This is a genomic window from Sorangium sp. KYC3313, assembly GCF_052075895.1.
Taxonomy (GTDB): Bacteria; Myxococcota_A; Polyangia; order Polyangiales; family Polyangiaceae; genus Sorangium; species Sorangium cellulosum_B.
The window spans coordinates 839,905-855,289 of record NZ_CP197255.1 but is presented as its reverse complement, the minus strand read 5'-3'; the positions used below and the strand labels follow the sequence as shown (position 1 = coordinate 855,289).

Below are 15,385 nucleotides of genomic sequence, written 5' to 3'. Positions count from 1 at the left end.
CGCCCCCTCGCGCGCAGGCAGCATCGATGGCGTTGACGATCGTGGTGCTCGCGCCCGACGGGGCGGGGAAGGCGGGCGGGGGCGAGCTCTCCCTGACGCTGGACGCGCCCCGCGTCATCCTCGGCCGCGCGGAGAGCTGCGAGGTGCGCCTCCCCGACACGAGCGTGAGCCCCCGGCACGCGTCGATCCGGCAGCGGGGCGCCACGTACCTGCTCCTCGACGAGGGCAGCGAGAACGGCACGTTCCTCGGCAAGACGCGCATCGCCCTGCGCACGGCGATGCCCCTGAAGACCGGCGACCGCATCCGCGTCGGGCGCGTGTGGCTCCTGCTCCGGATCGAGCCGGCGGTCGCGAAGGCCGCCCCGGCGGCCGCCGCCAAGGAGCTCGCCCTCGAGCTCGTCGCGCGCGGCCTCGCGGCGCAAGGGGAGGATCCGGCGCCGCGCGTGCTCGTGGTCGAGGGCCCCGACAGCGGCCGCGTGTTGCGGATCGAGGTGGCGGCGCGGCCCTACATCCTCGGGCGCGCCAGGGACACCGATCTCGTCCTCGACGACCCGGACGTCTCTCGCCGTCATCTGGCCATTACCCGCAGGGGCGATCAATTCTCGGTTCAAGATCTCGGATCGCGCTCGGGCGCTTCGCTCGACGGCGTGCCGGTGCCTCAGTTCGATACGATCTGGCGTCCTGGACAGGTGCTCGCGATCTCGGGCGATCGGCTCATCTTCGAGCACCCGGCCGCCGAGGCGCTCGCGGAGATCGAGCGCAGCCCGTGTGAGCCGCTCCGTCCAGACGCGGTGTTCGAGCCGCCGTCGCTCGAGGAGCCGAAGGCAGCGCATTCCACGCCGACGCCTCCGCCTGCCTCGGTGAGCACGAGTTCGTCGCTCGCGCAGCCCGCTGAAGCGGCTCCGGCGTCTCGCGCGGCGCAGGGAAGTGGATGGGGCTTCACAGAGGCGCTCATTGCCCTGCTCGCGCTTGGTGTGCTGGCGCTCAGCATTGCTGGCCTGTTGTGGCTGCTGGGGCGCTCTTAGCGTCTTGACGTCGCGCGCGCGCAGGGTTCGAAGAGCGCAGTCCCGGAGGGGTGCGCATGCGTGCGATCCGAATGAGTGCTGACGGCGAGGGCGAGGCCACCGAGGCGGAGCTTCAGGCGGAAGGGATCCGGTGCGGCGCGTTCGACCCGGGCGCAGCTGCGCTCGCCTTGCAGCGCGTGGTCGCGGACCGCGGATGGACGGAGCACGAGGATGTCCGCCGCGACGGCAGCAAGCCGCGCGACGAGGCGGAGAGCGCGAGAGAGGCGGATGAGCACTGCCACCTGGGCGACGAGGTGCGGCTCTTCGTGGAGGGACAGGGCTGTTACGACATCCGTTGCACGAACGACGATTGGCTGCGGATCTGGGTCGGCGCGGGAGATCTCATCGCCGTGCCGGCGCGGCGCTACCATCGCTTCATGGCGAGCAAGGCCGGCGCGATCCGCTACCTGCAGCCGTACGGCGGCCGTCACCTGCTCATGCAGCTCTACCGCGTGTCCGATGACCGGACGCGCGCGATGTGATCGCGAGGTACCCCATGGCGCATCCCTACCGTCTCGTCACCTCCAGGGCCCGGATCCCCGTCCCTGGCGGCAAGCTCATCGAGGAGCTCTTCGGCCGCGTGAACACCGGCACGGAGGGGTTCAGCCTGGCGCACATGGTGGCCCCGCCGGGCTGGGGCGAGCCGGCGCAGACGCCTTCGTTCGGCGAGCTGACGCTCGTGATCCGCGGCCGTGTGCGCGCCGAGATCGCGGGCGAGACGGTCGACGTCTCGGCCGGCCAGGCCCTCTGGACGGAGCCCGATCAGCGCGTCCGCTACAGCAACCCGTTCGACGAGGAGAGCGAGTATTTCGCGCTCTGCATACCGGCCTTCGCGCCGGACCTGGCGCGGCGCGACGCCGAGTGAGCTCCGCAGTGCGCGGCGGCGGCGCGTGATCTGCGCGGCGGCGGCGCGTGATCTGCGCGGCGCCGCGCTGCGCGCGCAGCGCGGTGCGCGGCGCCAGCGCGCGCGCCGCGCAGATCCTGGATCCCTGGTGGGCGCCGAGCGCGTACTATGCCCCATGCTCTTCGATCCCGCGGAGTTCCGGAAGGTGCTGGGCCAGTTCGCGACCGGGGTCACGGTCGTGACCACGGTGCAGGACGGCACGCCGCAGGCGATGACGGTGAACTCGTTCAGCGCGGTCTCGCTCGACCCGCCGCTCGTGCTGTTCTGCGCGGACAGGCGGTCGCGCACGAGCGCGGCCATCGCGGCGTCCGGGGTCTTCGCGGTGAACATCCTGCGGGACCAGCAGCGGGAGCTCTCGGACCTGTTCGCTGGCAAGGGCACGGACATCGATCGGCAGGCGGTGCTCACCGAGGCTCACGTGGCCGAGTCGGGCAGCCCGATCCTCAAGGACGTGCTGGCCTTCCTCGACTGCAAGCTGGAGCACACGTACGACGGGGGCGATCACGTCATCTACGTCGGTCGCGTGCTCGCGTCGGGCCGGGGGGAGGCGGGCGCGCCGCTCCTGTATTACCGGGGCACGTACCAGGCCCTCGACGACGTCTGGCGGTGGCGCGATCGCTACGCGGCGCGGGAGCAGGCGACCCCGTTCCACGAGCTCGTCGACTTCTTCGATCGCATGCAGGCGGAGGGCCCTTATGCGACGCTCATCGACGAGCTCGTCACGCTGGTCGATCCGGGCGTCGAGGAGCGGTGCCTCGACCTCGGCTGCGGCACGGGCCGCCTGACGCGCGAGATGGGTCGCCGCTGCCACGAGTCGATCGGGATCGACGCGACGGCGGCGATGGTGGAGCGCGCCGCGCAGCGGGCGAAGGCGCTCGGCCTGGACAACGTGACGTTCCGGGAGGCGCTGGCGACGCGGCTCCCGTTCCCCGACGCCTCGTTCGACGTGGTGACCGCGTCGAACCTGCTCCTGCACCTGCCCGAGCCGGGCCCGGTGCTGGCCGAGGCGGCGCGCGTCCTCCGCCCGGGCGGCCGCCTGGCGCTGCTCGAGCCCGCGGCCACGATGAGCCGCGCCGCGATGGCCGGCTACCTGCGCGGCCACCGGTACAACCCGTCGACGGCCCACGCGATGCTGGCGTGGGCCGACGCGGCGGAGGTCACCTACCGCCACACCGAGGACAAGCTCGGCGGCGAGCTGGGCGGCGCAGGGCTCCAGGTCGACCGCCGCGAGCGCCGGATGAACGGCCTCGCGCTGCTCTGGATCGCCCGCAAGGCCTGAGCGCGCCGCCCGAAGCGCCCCGCGCTAGAGGCTCATGCCGCCCGCCGGAGCCCTGCCTCGTCGACCAGCCGGGGCACCCAGTCCTCCGCGCCGATCGACCGCATGTGGATGCCCGAGAGCCCGGGGATGTCGCGGAGCCCCTGGATGAGCTCCAGCGTGATCCGGTAGCTCTCCCCCTCCGCGTCGCCGCTCAGGCGGACGCGCTCGATCAGGTGATCGGGGACCACGAGGCCCGGCACCTTCTGCAGGAAGCTCAGCCGATCCACGCCCGCGAACGGGAAGATCGCCGCGATGAAGTGCGCCCGCTCGTGCAGCCCGCGCTCCACCACCGCGGCCATCCAGCGGCGCATCGACGCGAGCTCGAACACCGCCTGCACCTGGATGAAGCTCGCGCCCGCGTCGATCTTCGCGGCGAGCCGGTCCATCGCCCCGGCGATCGCCTGCTCCGCGCACGGGAAATCGATGGTCCCGACGTGGAAGTAGGGCGCCGGCGAGACGACGTCGCCGTTGAAGAGCTTCCCCTCGCGCGTGAGCCGGCGGGTCAGCTCGATCGCCGCGTAGCTGTCGACGTCGCTCACCTCCTTCGCGTCGGGATCGGAGCCGATGGCGCACGGGTAGCCGCCGAGGACGATGATGTTCGAGAGCCCGAGCGCCGCCATCCCGAGGAGGTCGCCCTGGAGGGCGATCTTGTTCTTGTGGCGGAGCGAGAACTGGAGCACCGGCTCGAGCCCCTCCTGCTTCACGAAATGGCCGACTGCCATGTTGGCGCAGCGCGCCTGCGAGAGCAGGTGATCGTTGATCTGCACCACATCCACACAGCCCGCCATGTTTCGGGCGTGCTTCAGCAGCTTCTCCAGATCGTAGTGACGCGGGGGCGTCAGCTCGGCGGAAACGAGGAACTGGCGCTCGCTGAGGAGGCGCTCCATCTTCGACTTCGTCACCATCTCCTGCTCCTTCCGTCACTCGACGAACCTGAGGACTCCGTCACTCGACGAACCTGAGGACCCGGACCTTGGCCCCGCTCCGGCCGTGGAACCGCGCGGCCGCGCTCGCGATGCGCGCCGCCTCGGCCCGCGCCAGGCTGCAGGGGAACCCATACTTCTTGAAGACCCGCTCGCTCGCGATATCGAGCGCCGTCCGGCAACGCGACACGAAGTCGTCGAGATCGTAGCTCTCCCCGACGTCGAGGTGCTCCTTCACGACGAGCGACGGAGAGTAACAGACCTGCTGCTCGCCGCTCGGCCACTCGATAACGAAGCGCATCTCCGGCATATGTCGCTCGCTTGCTCGCTCGCTCTAGGTTTGGCGGGATCCAAGGAACTCGCGGTACACGCCGGCCGCGGTGCGGGCCGAACGTTCCCACGTGTACCGGGCCGCGGTCTCGAGCCCCGCGGCGCGGAGGCGCCGCCTCACGCCCTCGTCCAGGATAGCCTCCATTGCGCCGGCGAGATCGTCTGTTCTCGAGGGATCGACGAGCAGCGCGCTCTCGCCGTCGGCGAGGAACTCGGTGAAGGGAGGTTGCGCAGAGCTCACCACCGGCGCCCCCGAGGCCATCGCCTCGAGCAGGACGAGCCCGAACCCCTCGCGGACGGACGGAAAGACGAACGCGTCGGCCAGCCGGTAGAGCGGCGGGACCAGCGCGTCGGGGAGCACGCCCGCGAGGACGAGCGGCGGCGGCGACGCGCCCGCAGGCGAGGGCCACACGCCGCCTTCGCGCGCGATCGCCTCGAACTCGCGCTGGTAAGGTTCGTAGTCGAACAGCGTCTCTCCGCCGGCAATGATGAGCTGGGCTCCGGGCAGCCGCTTCCGCACCGACAGGAACGCCTTGAGCAGGCCGATCGAGTTCTTGCGCGGCTCGACGCCGCCCACGGTCACGTAGAGCGGCGATCCGGTGGCGTCGAGGCGCGCGCGCAGCGCCGCGTCCCGCGCGTCGGGCGTGGCCGTGTAGCGGCGCAGGCTCACGCCGTTCGGGACGATCGCCGCGTCGACGCCGTGCTCGGCCCGGAGCGCCTCCCTCCACGCCTCGCTGACCACGAGGCACGCGTCGGCCTCGCGCACGGAGCGGTCCTGGCAGGCGCGCAGGTACGGGCTGTCGTAGTCGTCGAGGTGGTGCACCGTCCGGAGGAAGTGGGGGACGCGCCCCTCGGCGCGCAGGGCCGCGAGCGCGTTCGCGCTGATGCAATCCTGGGAGTGCCAGACGTCGTGCCGCGCCCCGAGGCGGCGCAGGCCGTCCTCGAACTCCGCGATGCGCTGCTTCACGACCGCGTCGATCCCCGCCTGGGGGGGCGCGGCGGGCACGAGGACCGAGGGGCAGCGCGGCGCGCGGTAGAAGCCGCCCTGGTCCTTGTTCAGCGCGTAGATGCAGACCGAGACGCCGAGGTCGTGGAGCGCCTCCGCGAGCTCGACCGTGTGCACGACGCCGCCGCGCGGCTTGGTCGAGTAGGTGAGGAGCGCGACCGAGAGCGGCGCGTCGTCGGCTGGCGCAGCGCGGGCGCTCATCGCGCGCCCTCGCGCGCGAGCCCGGTGAGCGGCTCCGCGGAGAGGTCCCAGAGCGTCTGCCGCTCGCCGGCGGCCTGGAGGGTGAGCCGCCGCGAGCCGTCGACCGCGCCGACCGCCGCGCTCGCGATGCCCCGCCGCGCGAACGCGGAGAGCACCTCGCCGGCGACCCCCGGGCGCACGCTGAGCAGGAAGCCGTAGCTCGGGAACGCGAGCAGCCAGCGCGCGAGCGGGACGTCGCGCGGCCTCGGGACGGCCTCCAGATCGAGCACCGCGCCGGCGCAGGACGTCTCCAGGAGCATGAGCAGCGTCCCCGCGACGCCGCCCATGCTGATGTCCTTGCCCGCGTCGCACAGGCCCGCCTCGGCGAGGGCGGGCAGGACCTCGAGGTCGCCGCGCAGCCGCGCCGGGTCCGCGCCCGTCGAGGCGTTCCAGAACGGGTGCTCCGCGTGCATCTCGCCGCGCAGATCGATCGCCGCGACGAGCACGTCGCCGGGGCGCGCCGCGAAGCTCGTGATGAGCCGCCGCGCACGGCCCGCGATGGCGACGGCGAGGGCGTTGTAGGGGCTGCGCGCGCTCGTATGCCCTCCGACGATCGGCACGCCGTAGGCGCGCGAGGCGGCGACCATGCCCTCCCAGACCGGCTCCAGCGCGCCGGCCGAGGTCCCCCAGACGACGTCGACCACGGCGATGGGGCGGCCGCCCATCGCGTAGACGTCGCTGACGTTGACCATCACGGCGCTGTAGCCCGCGAACCGCGGGTCGCCTTCGAGGAACGCGGGCCAGATCCCCTCGGCGGCGAGGAGCAGGTAGCCGTCCCCGTCGGGGATGGCCGCGCAGTCGTCGCCGAGCGCCGCGGGTCGCTCGACGGAGCGGGCCGCGTCGCCCGCGCTGGCCGCGAGCGCCGCGCCCGGCGCGCCGGACAGGTGCCGCGCCGGGATCTGCACGTCCCGCTTCGCGAGGACGCCGATCGCGCCGCGCAGCTCGGCCGCGACGCCGCCGAGCATCAGCGGAACCTCTGCCCGGGCGGCGGGCGGGGCTCGTCGCTCGGCGGGTAGCTGTCGAGGTCGGCCTCCATCAGGTGGTGCGGCCGCTCGCGGTGCGATCGCTCCTCGAGGGAGCGCCAGTGGATGCCCTCGAAGAACGGGACGTTGGCCGCCTGGACGAGCGCGAGGAACCGGCGGCACCCCCAGCCGTGGGCGGTGGTGACCGCCTTGTGGACGAGGCCGCGGCCGACCACGCCCTGCTTGCGGTGGGCGCGCTCGACGCCGAGCCGGCCGCCGTACCAGAGGCCGGGCTCCGCCTCGTAGATGCGCACGGTGCCGACGAGCCGCGGGCCCCCGGGCGCCCCGTGCTCCAGGGCGGCGATGGGGAACGCGGAGCCGTCCCAGTCGTCCTCGTCGGTGGTCTTAAACAGCCCTTGCTCGTCGCAGAAGATGGCCCGGCGCAAGCGGAGGTACTCGAGGTACGTGTCCCTGCTCTGCACAAGCTCGAAGCTGTAACGTGGCGTCATCGGAGCTCTCCGAGGTTGGTGTCCATGCCGCGCCGGGTCCCGGCCGCGCCGCGGGCCGGCCTTCTGCCTCGAAGCCCGAGAGCCCCGAGCAGGCGCCGCAGCGGGCGCAGCCCGCCTTCACGTCGGTCGAGCGCAGCCCCGCCCGCGCGAGCAGCGGGCCGATGTGCTCGTAGAGCGCCCGCATGAAGTCCCCCGAGGGCGGCGCGCGATCGGCCCCGGGCGTCCCGGGGATGGGCACGAGCGGGACGAGGAACGGATAGACCCCCAGCGCGATGAGCCGCTCGCTCGCGTCGAGCAGCGACGCCAGGGAGTCGCCGAGCCCCGCGATGAGGTACGTCGACACCTGGCCGCGCCCGAACACCCGCACGGCCGCCTCGAACGCCTCGAAGTAGCGGGCCACGCTCACCTCGGCCTTGCCCGGCATCGCGGCCGCGCGCACCTCGTCCTCGACCGCCTCGAGGTGCATGCCCAGGCTGTCGACGCCGGCGGCGCGCATCCGCTCGAACCAGGCGAAATCGTCGGGCGGCTCGCACTGCGCCTGCACCGGCAGAGCGACGCGCGCCTTGATGCCGCGCGCGCAGTCGGCGAGGTGCGCCGCGCCGCGATCCGCCGACCGCGGCGTGCCCGTCGTCAGCGTCACGTGCCGCACCCCGTCGAGCCGCGCCGCCGCCTCGGCGACCTCGCCGAGCTGCTCGGGCGTCTTCTTCGCGGTGGTGCGCCCCGCCGCGAGCGACTGCCCGATCGCGCAGAACGTGCAGGCCTTCTCGCGCTCCGTGTACCGGATGCACGTCTGGAGCACCGTCGAGGCGAGGACGTCCGCCCCGTGCAGCAGCGCGATCTTGGGGTAGGGGACGCCGTCCTTCGTCGAGAGGGCGTAGAAGCGCGGCGTCTTGACGAGGGCGATGGGCGCGAGCTCCTGGCCGTCCCGCTCCACGGTCCCCGCGCCGTCGCGCCCGAGCCGCGCGACGAACGGCGACGCCGCCGCCTGGTCGGTGTGGATCGGGATCATCACCGTGGCCCCGCGCAGCGTCGCCGCGACGTGCTGGGTCGGCCCCGCGCCGCCGCGCCGCGAGGTCCACGCCGCGCGGCGGCCGCCGCCCTCGCCGGAGGCCTCGCCGGAGGCCGGCTCCGGCGAGGGCGCGGCGCCCGCCTCGGGGGCGCCCTCGGGGGCTTCAGCCAGCCTCAGGCCGAACGACTGGAGCTCGGTGATCAGCGTCTGGGTATCCATGGTCCACCGCCGCAGGGGCAAGGGAGGAGGCCTTGGGGCTGCCCGCGCCGAGCGTTATCGAGCGCTCCGCCGTATCCATCCAAAGCCGCAGCAAGTCGGGCCGGGCGTAGTGCCCCGCCGCATCCATCATCCGCTTTCGCTTCGTGATCAGGGCGAAATCGAGCTCGGCGACGGCCATCCCCTCGCCGTCGGTCACGGGCGGGCACGCGTGCACGCCCTCGGGCGTCACGATCGCCGTCATGCACCCGCCGCGCAGCACGCCCTGGATCTGCTCGTTCGGAGCGACCTCCCGGACCTGCTCCGGCGTCAGGAAGGCCGTGGCGTTCACCACGAAGCAGCCCGACTCCAGCGCGTGGTGCCGGATCGTCACCTCCATCTGCTCGGCGAAGATGGGCCCGACAAGGGAGCCGGGGAACTGGCTGCAATGGATCTGCTCGTGCTGCGCGATGAGCGCGAACCGCGCGAGCGGGTTGTAGTGCTCCCAGCAGGCGAGCGCGCCGAGCCTCCCGGCCGCGGTGTCCACCGTCCTGAGCCCCGAGCCGTCGCCCTGTCCCCAGATCATGCGCTCATGGTAGGTCGGCGTGATCTTGCGCCGGTGGAGCACCAGGGAACCGTCGCTGTCGAAGACGAGCTGCGCGTTGTAGAGCGTCCCGTGATCGCGCTCGTTCACGCCGAGCACCACGACCACCCCGTGCGCGCGCGCGGCGGCCGCCACGGCCCGCGTCACCGGGCCGGGGACGGTGACCGCCTCGTCGTAAAGGCGCATGTGCTCCTTCCCCATCGCGGGCGGCGGGAGCACGAAGGAGAAGTACGGGTAATACGGGACGAACGCCTCGGGGAAGACGCACAGCTCGGCGCCCTCCTTCGCGGCCCTGGCGATCGCGGCGACGACGCGCTCGGTCGTCCCGTCCCGGCTGCCCAGGACGGGACTGGCCTGCACCGCGGCCGCCCGGACTTTGCGGTTGAACTCCATGGACCGCGCTCGGATCAGAGCGTCCAGGAGTGGACCATGAACGCGTTGTCCCGGCGGTGGATCAGCTGGATGTCGAGCACGTCGAGCGGGCTGATGGGCTTGATGCCCGGGATCAGCGCGTGCTCGCCGTGGCCGTAGAGCGCCTGCAGCGCGAACCGGCAGGCGTACACCTTGCCACCCTCCTCCATGAACCGGCCGATCTGCTGGTTCACCGCGAGGTGCCCGGAGAACGCCTCGCTGCCGAGCTTGGGGAAGCCGCGCTGGAGCCCCAGGGTGACGCCCGGCCCATAGAGCAGGATGGATGTCTCAAACCCCTTACGTTGCAGGCGGATCGCCGTCAGCACGTTGACGAGGCCGATCGACCCTTCGAAGGCCACCGTGTGAAAGGTAACCAGCGCCTTCTCTCCCGGCTTCGCCTTGACGTCTTCGAAGACCTTCTCCTCGTAATCGACCAGGAAGTCACCAGCGTTGTAAGCGGGATACGTCGGCTTGGGCATTGGTTACCTCTCTCCTAGAATGAGTTAGTTGAAAACATAGTGGTTTTCTGGGCGCAAGGAAAATGCAGGAGCCCTCCCTCTTTTGAGCGGGTGTCAGTCGCAGAGGGGGCGTGACTTTGCTCGGCTATTGGCCTGGGTCGTCGCGTGTGTCTCGACGGGGCCGACTCGTTCTGTTTCGTCGTGTCGTCTCGACGATTTCGACGAGGTTTCGCGCGCTTGTCCGCGCGTATCGAGCGTGGCTGGGAGGGTGCTGCGCGCTCGTGTGTTCGCGCGGTAAAGCCTGCAGGGAATCGAGCCCTCGGGCGGGCTGCTACCGCTGCTTCTTTCGCACCTTGGCGCTCTTGCCGCCCTTGGTGCGCTTGCTGGTCTTAATGGCCTTCAGGGGCCTGGTGCTCTTGCTGATCTTGACACGACGGGGGGGCCGTGCGTCCGCCGCGTCGCGCCGCTGCCGGCGCGGCTTCGCCTCGTCCGCCGCCCGCTCGCCGGCGAGGCGCCGGCCATAGACGGCGCGCCGGAGGATGGCCACGTCCTCGATCTGCACGAGCATCGCGTCGCCGATCGCGATCCGGTCCCCCGAGCGGCGGCCGATGACGCGCAGCCCCTCGTCGTCGATCTCGTACTGATCCGGGCCGAGCGACTCCATGCGGACGAGCACGTCGACGAAGGGATCCTCGATGTTGACGTAGACGCCACCGCCCACGATGCCCGTGACGGTGCCCTCGAAGGTGTCGCCGAGCCGGGAGCGCATGAGGAGCGCGCGGTGCAGGTCGACGACCTCGCGCTCCACCTCCATCGCCTTTCGCTCGCGCTCCGACGCCGTGATGGCCGCCTCGCGCAGCCGCTCGGTGGCCGCCTCGCTCCTGTCGACGCGCTCGCCGCGCAGCACCGCGCGGATGGCCCGGTGCGCCGTGATGTCCGGGTACCGCCGGATGGGCGAGGTGAAGTGCAGGTACGCGCTCGAGGCGAGCCCGAAGTGGCCCACGTTCGCGACGTCGTACACCGCCTGCTTCATCGCGCGGAGCAGCAGCATGTGCAGCACCTGCTTCTGCGGGTGCGCGTCGAGCTTCTTCAGGAACACCGACAGCCGCTTGGGGTCGGCCGCGTCCTCCGGGTCGAACGCGAGCCCGAGCTCGCCGCACATCGTCGCGAAGCGCTCGAGCTTCGCCTGGTCCGGGGGCGCGTGGTACCGGAAGACCGTGGGGATGCCCTGGTCGACGACGAACTGCGCGCACGTCTCGTTCGCGAGCAGCATCATCTCCTCGATGAGCTGGTAGGCCTTTGCCACGCCGGGGTCGTGGCTGCGCTTCTGCACGTCGACGGGCGCGCCCGTCTCCGGGTCGAGCACGACCTTCGCCTCGGGCAGGTCCAGGTCGAGCGCGCCCCGCCGCATCCGCTTGCCGCGGAGCAGCCGGGCGAGGTCCCACATCACCTGAAGGTCGCTCCTGAGCGCCTCGGCCTCGGGGCTGCGCGGCGGCTCGGGGGTGAAGCCGAGCGCGCGCGCCACGCCGGGGTAGGTGAGCTTCGCGCTCGAGCGGATGTACCCCTCGATGACGCGGGCCCGCCGCACCGCCGCCGTCGCGTCGAGCTCGACCTCGACGCACAGGCACAGGCGGATCACGCCCGGCAGCAGCGAGCACAGGTTCGACGACAGCGCCCGCGGCAGCATCGGGATCGCGCGATCGGGCAGGTAGACCGAGTTGCCCCGCGCGAGCGCCGCCTGGTCGAGCGCGGTGCCCGGCCGCACGTAGTGCGAGACGTCGGCGATCGCGATCCAGGCGCGGTACGAGCCGTCATCCTCGCGGATCACCCACACCGCGTCGTCGTGGTCGCGCGCGTCCTCCGGGTCGATCGTCGGCATGGGCAGGTGGGTGAGGTCCGTGCGCCCCTCGAGCGCCTCGGCCGGCACCTCGCCCCCGAACGCCTCGGCCTCGGCGATCGCCTCCGGCGCGTGCTCCTCCTCGATCCCCTCGCGCAGCAGGATCTTGGCGACCTCCACGTTCGGGTCGCCGGGCGTCCCCAGCACGGCCTCGAGCACGCCCTCCGGGTTCTCATCGGCCAGGTCAGGGAAGCGGGCGATCGACACGACCGCCGCGGCGCCGTCCTCCGCGCCGGGCGGAACGAGCGGTCCGCCCGGCTCGCGCGGCACGATCACGATCGGCCCGCGGACGCGCCCGTCGTCCGGCTCGAGCCACGCGCTCCTGCCACGCCGCCGCAGCACGCCCGCCACGCGCGCGTGGCGCCGCTTGACGACCCGGACGATCTCCCCCTCCACGCCGCGCCGCGAGCGGGTCGAGATGCGCACGACGACGGTGTCGCCGTGGAGCGCGCCGCCCATCGCCTCGGGCGAGATGTAGACGTCCTCGGCCGCCCCCCCGAGCGCCACGAAGCCGAAGCCGCGCGGGTGCACCGTCAGCGTCCCCTCGCGCTCGGCGCCGCGCGCCTCGACCTGCTTCTGGCTCGTGCGGAAGCGCTGCCCGGGGAGCGCCACGATGCTGCCCTCCAGCGACAGCTCCTCGAGCAGCCGCTGCAGCTTCGCGTAGCGGCTCGGCTCGACCCCGAGGCGCTCGGCGATCTCGTTCGCGTGCAGGGCGCGCTTGAACGAGGACAGCAGGTCGACCACGGCCTCCCGGCGGCGCGCGCCGGAGCCGGTCGTCGGGGGATCTCCGCGAGATGAAGAACGCATGAAACTCGACTAGCACGAGTCTCCTCGCGCTGGCTGTCTCCGCCCGGGTCCGGTATGCCTCGAACCCACCTCTCACCGACCGCAACGACCGATGCTGCTGAACTCGATCGCCCTGCTCCTCGCGCTGGTGCTCCTCGTCGCCCTCGCCGGCAGGGGCAACGTCTTCGCGGTGCGTCCGGCCGGCGACCGGCGTGAAGGACGCGAAGGACGCGACGGACGGCCTGGGCGCGCGGAGGCGCCTCAGGCGAGCCCCGAGGCGCCTGCGTCGCTGTCCTCGAGCGACGAGCGGCAGGCTGGGCGCGTCCGGTTCTTCGTCACGCTCTTCCGGCTCGCGCTCTTCGCCGCCATCGCGGCGAGCGCGGCGCTCGTCGTCGAGTACCAGAACGCGGGCGATCCCGCGTTCTGCGGCGTCACGTCGGGGTGCTTCGCCGTCAGGATCTCGCCGTACAGCCGCCTCCTCGGCGTCCCGCTGCCGAACCTCGGCCTCGCCGCCTTCACCGCGCTCCTCACCGCCTCGCTGCTCGCGCGGGCGCGCTGGCACCACGCCGCGCTCGCGGCCGCCTCGGCCGTCGGCGGCCTCGCCGCCGTGGTGCTCCTCGGGCTCCAGAGCCTCGTGATCGGGGCGTTCTGCGCGTGGTGCGTCGCGGTCGATCTCGCGGCCTTCGCCGCCGCGATCACGTCGGCCCTCGTCGCGCGGCAGGCGCGGCGCATGCCGGCCGCGGCGTTCGAGCGCGCTGCGCAGGGCGGGCCGCTGGGCGTCACGGCGTGGGGCGCGGCCGCCGCGGCCGCGATCGGCCTGCCGTTCCTCTGGGGCAGCCACCCGGTCATTCCGCCGCTCCCGCCGGAGCTCGCGGCGCTGCAGGAGCCGGGCAAGATCACGATCGTGGCCTTCACCGACTTCGAGTGTCCCTTCTGTCGCAGGCTGCACCCCGAGCTGAGCAAGATCGAGGAGCCCTACGGCGACAGGGTGCGCCACGTGCGCAAGATGGTGCCGCTCCCGAACCACCCCGGCGCGCTCCCCGCCGCGAAGGCCTACGTCTGCACGCCCGAGGACAAGCGCGAGCAGGCCGCGGCGCTGCTCTACAGCGCGTCGCCGAGCAAGCTCACGGACGAGCGCGTCGCGTCCGTCCTCTCGCCGATCGGCCTCTCCGCCGCGGAGCTCGCGGCTTGCCTCGCCGCGCCCGAGACCCAGGCCGCCATCGACGCGGACGTCGCGCTGTATGGGCGGATGGAGGCGCGCGGGCTCCCGACGACCTACGTCGGCCGGCGGCTCGTGGTGGCGTACAACCCCGAGCGGATCCGCGATGCGCTGCGCCGTGAGGCCGCCGGGGACGACATGAGCTTGCCGCTCCCGTGGCTCTTCGTCGCCCTCTTCGGCGCGGCCGCTGTCGCCGTGCTCGCGGGCGGAAGGGATCGCTCGCGCGGCGCGGCGGGCGAGGGCGGCGCCGCGCCCTCGTCGTCCTCGCCAGAGCGATCGTGAGCGACGTCGCGCCCCGCGCTGCCTTTCGCGGCCGGTCGCCGGGTGACAGAATAGCTCATGAGTGATCATCCCGAGCTAGCCGGCAAGCTCCCCCTGGAGTTCTTCCGGCAACTACCCAAGACCGATCTGCACGTCCACCTCGACGGCTCGCTGCGCCTCGAGACGATCATCGAGCTCGCCCGCACCCACCACGTCGAGCTCCCCACGTACGAGCCGGCGGAGCTGCGCAGGGTGATGAACCTGGGCCAGAACTGCGGCTCGCTCGTCGAGTACCTCAAGGCGTTCGACATCACGCTGCGCGTCCTGCAGACCGAGGAGGCCCTCCACCGCGTCGCCTACGAGCTCGCGGAGGACGCCGCGCGCGAGAACGTGCGGTACATGGAGGTCCGCTACTCGCCGATGCTGCACACCCGCCTCGGCCTGCGGCTCACGAGCGTGGTCGAGGCGGTGCTCTCCGGGCTCAGGACGGCGCGCGACGCGCTGGGCATCGAGAGCAACGTCATCGTCTGCGGCATCCGCAACATCTCGCCGGAGTCGTCGCTGGAGATGGCGGAGCTCGCGGTGGCGTACAAGGGCCGCGGCGTCGTCGGGTTCGACCTGGCCGGCGCCGAGTACGACCACCCGGCGAAGCACCACAAGGCCGCGTTCCAGCTCGTGCGGCAGAACAACATCAACTGCACCATCCACGCCGGCGAGGCGTACGGCCCCGAGTCGATCGCGCAGGCGCTCCACGTCTGCGGCGCGCACCGGATCGGCCACGGCTGCCGCCTGCGCGAGGACGGCGACCTGCTCCACTACATCAACGATCACCGCATCCCGCTCGAGTGCTGCCCGTCGTCGAACGTGCAGACCGGCGCCGTGCGCGACCTCGCCTCGCACCCGCTCAAGCTCTACCAGAGCCTCGGCCTGCGCGTGACCGTCAACACCGACAACCGGCTCGTCACCGACACGACGGTGTCGCACGAGCTCTGGCACTGTCACACGAAGATGGGGTTCGGGCTGAAGGAGATCAAGGCGACCATCGTGGCCGGCTTCAAGAGCGCCTTCCTGCCGTTCCACATCAAGCAGGCCTATCTCCGCCGCGTCACCGAGGATCTCGAGCGCTTCTCGGCGGACGGCTCGATCCGCCCCGCGGCGGCGTCCGTGGCTTCTGGCATGGCTGCCGGCCACGACGGGATCGAGAGCGCCTCGAGGGACGGGAAGGACGGCAGGCAGGGGCCCCCGGCCTCCGTCGAGGAGGCCGCCAACTGACGCGTCGCCCGCCGACG

Annotated in this window: 15 protein-coding genes; 6 read left to right on the top strand and 9 right to left on the bottom strand. The window is 72.3% G+C overall.

Translation table 11 applies throughout. The features are described 5' to 3' along the window. Positions 1–26 precede the first annotated feature (26 nt). The 4 genes from ACSRUE_RS03370 to ACSRUE_RS03355 all read left to right on the top strand — a co-directional run bounded on the left by ACSRUE_RS03370 (position 27) and on the right by ACSRUE_RS03355 (position 3,247). Positions 27–1,025 carry an FHA domain-containing protein gene (locus tag ACSRUE_RS03370; protein WP_441289749.1) on the top strand — a complete coding sequence of 333 codons (999 nt, stop codon included), beginning with the start codon at positions 27–29 and terminating at the stop codon, positions 1,023–1,025. 56 nt (positions 1,026–1,081) lie between these two features. Continuing rightward, entirely contained in the window at positions 1,082–1,546 is a 465-nt protein-coding gene (locus ACSRUE_RS03365) for a 1,2-dihydroxy-3-keto-5-methylthiopentene dioxygenase (RefSeq protein ID WP_437762627.1), read from the top strand. Positions 1,547–1,560: 14 nt separating this feature from the next. After that, positions 1,561–1,929 carry a cupin domain-containing protein gene (locus tag ACSRUE_RS03360; protein ID WP_441289748.1) on the top strand — a complete coding sequence of 123 codons (369 nt, stop codon included), beginning with the start codon at positions 1,561–1,563 and terminating at the stop codon, positions 1,927–1,929. A 154-nt stretch (positions 1,930–2,083) separates the two neighbouring features. Further along, positions 2,084–3,247, top strand: coding sequence for a flavin reductase (locus tag ACSRUE_RS03355; RefSeq protein ID WP_441289747.1), 1,164 nt, complete (start codon positions 2,084–2,086; stop codon positions 3,245–3,247). Positions 3,248–3,279: 32 nt separating this feature from the next. Here ACSRUE_RS03355 and ACSRUE_RS03350 read toward each other — a convergent pair whose 3' ends face one another. The 9 genes from ACSRUE_RS03350 to rnr form a co-directional block, all read right to left on the bottom strand. Next, a complete protein-coding gene (locus tag ACSRUE_RS03350; protein ID WP_441289746.1) occupies positions 3,280–4,191 on the bottom strand; it encodes a methylenetetrahydrofolate reductase in 912 nt (303 codons plus the stop codon). Positions 4,192–4,231: 40 nt separating this feature from the next. Further along, positions 4,232–4,519 carry an MSMEG_0570 family nitrogen starvation response protein gene (locus ACSRUE_RS03345; RefSeq protein WP_012241608.1) on the bottom strand — a complete coding sequence of 96 codons (288 nt, stop codon included), beginning with the start codon at positions 4,517–4,519 and terminating at the stop codon, positions 4,232–4,234. A gap of 24 nt (positions 4,520–4,543) precedes the next feature. Further along, entirely contained in the window at positions 4,544–5,746 is a 1,203-nt protein-coding gene (locus tag ACSRUE_RS03340) for an MSMEG_0565 family glycosyltransferase (RefSeq protein WP_441289745.1), read from the bottom strand. Further along, complete coding sequence (locus ACSRUE_RS03335) at positions 5,743–6,750, bottom strand: sll0787 family AIR synthase-like protein (RefSeq protein WP_441289744.1); 1,008 nt, start codon at positions 6,748–6,750, stop codon at positions 5,743–5,745. The genes ACSRUE_RS03340 and ACSRUE_RS03335 overlap by 4 nt, the downstream gene beginning before the upstream one ends. Further along, the gene (locus ACSRUE_RS03330) at positions 6,750–7,256 is read right to left on the bottom strand and encodes an MSMEG_0567/Sll0786 family nitrogen starvation N-acetyltransferase (protein ID WP_373372214.1); all 507 of its coding nucleotides are present in this window, start codon (positions 7,254–7,256) and stop codon (positions 6,750–6,752) included. The genes ACSRUE_RS03335 and ACSRUE_RS03330 overlap by 1 nt, the downstream gene beginning before the upstream one ends. Continuing rightward, positions 7,153–8,484, bottom strand: a complete 1,332-nt coding sequence (locus tag ACSRUE_RS03325) for an MSMEG_0568 family radical SAM protein (protein ID WP_441289743.1) — start codon at positions 8,482–8,484, stop codon at positions 7,153–7,155. The genes ACSRUE_RS03330 and ACSRUE_RS03325 overlap by 104 nt, the downstream gene beginning before the upstream one ends. Further along, on the bottom strand, positions 8,429–9,457 hold the full coding sequence (locus tag ACSRUE_RS03320) for a Nit6803 family nitrilase (RefSeq protein WP_012241613.1): 1,029 nt from the start codon (positions 9,455–9,457) through the stop codon (positions 8,429–8,431). Before ACSRUE_RS03320 ends, ACSRUE_RS03325 begins: the two co-directional genes overlap by 56 nt. A gap of 14 nt (positions 9,458–9,471) precedes the next feature. Next, a complete protein-coding gene (locus ACSRUE_RS03315) occupies positions 9,472–9,954 on the bottom strand; it encodes an MSMEG_0572/Sll0783 family nitrogen starvation response protein (protein WP_012241614.1) in 483 nt (160 codons plus the stop codon). Positions 9,955–10,264: 310 nt separating this feature from the next. After that, positions 10,265–12,637, bottom strand: coding sequence for a ribonuclease R (gene rnr, locus ACSRUE_RS03310; RefSeq protein ID WP_441289742.1), 2,373 nt, complete (start codon positions 12,635–12,637; stop codon positions 10,265–10,267). A gap of 91 nt (positions 12,638–12,728) precedes the next feature. On the opposite strand from rnr, the gene ACSRUE_RS03305 reads away from it, so the two are divergent. Further along, entirely contained in the window at positions 12,729–14,117 is a 1,389-nt protein-coding gene (locus ACSRUE_RS03305) for a vitamin K epoxide reductase family protein (protein WP_441289741.1), read from the top strand. A gap of 57 nt (positions 14,118–14,174) precedes the next feature. Beyond that, positions 14,175–15,368 carry an adenosine deaminase gene (add, locus tag ACSRUE_RS03300; RefSeq protein WP_441289740.1) on the top strand — a complete coding sequence of 398 codons (1,194 nt, stop codon included), beginning with the start codon at positions 14,175–14,177 and terminating at the stop codon, positions 15,366–15,368. Positions 15,369–15,385: the final 17 nt, after the last annotated feature.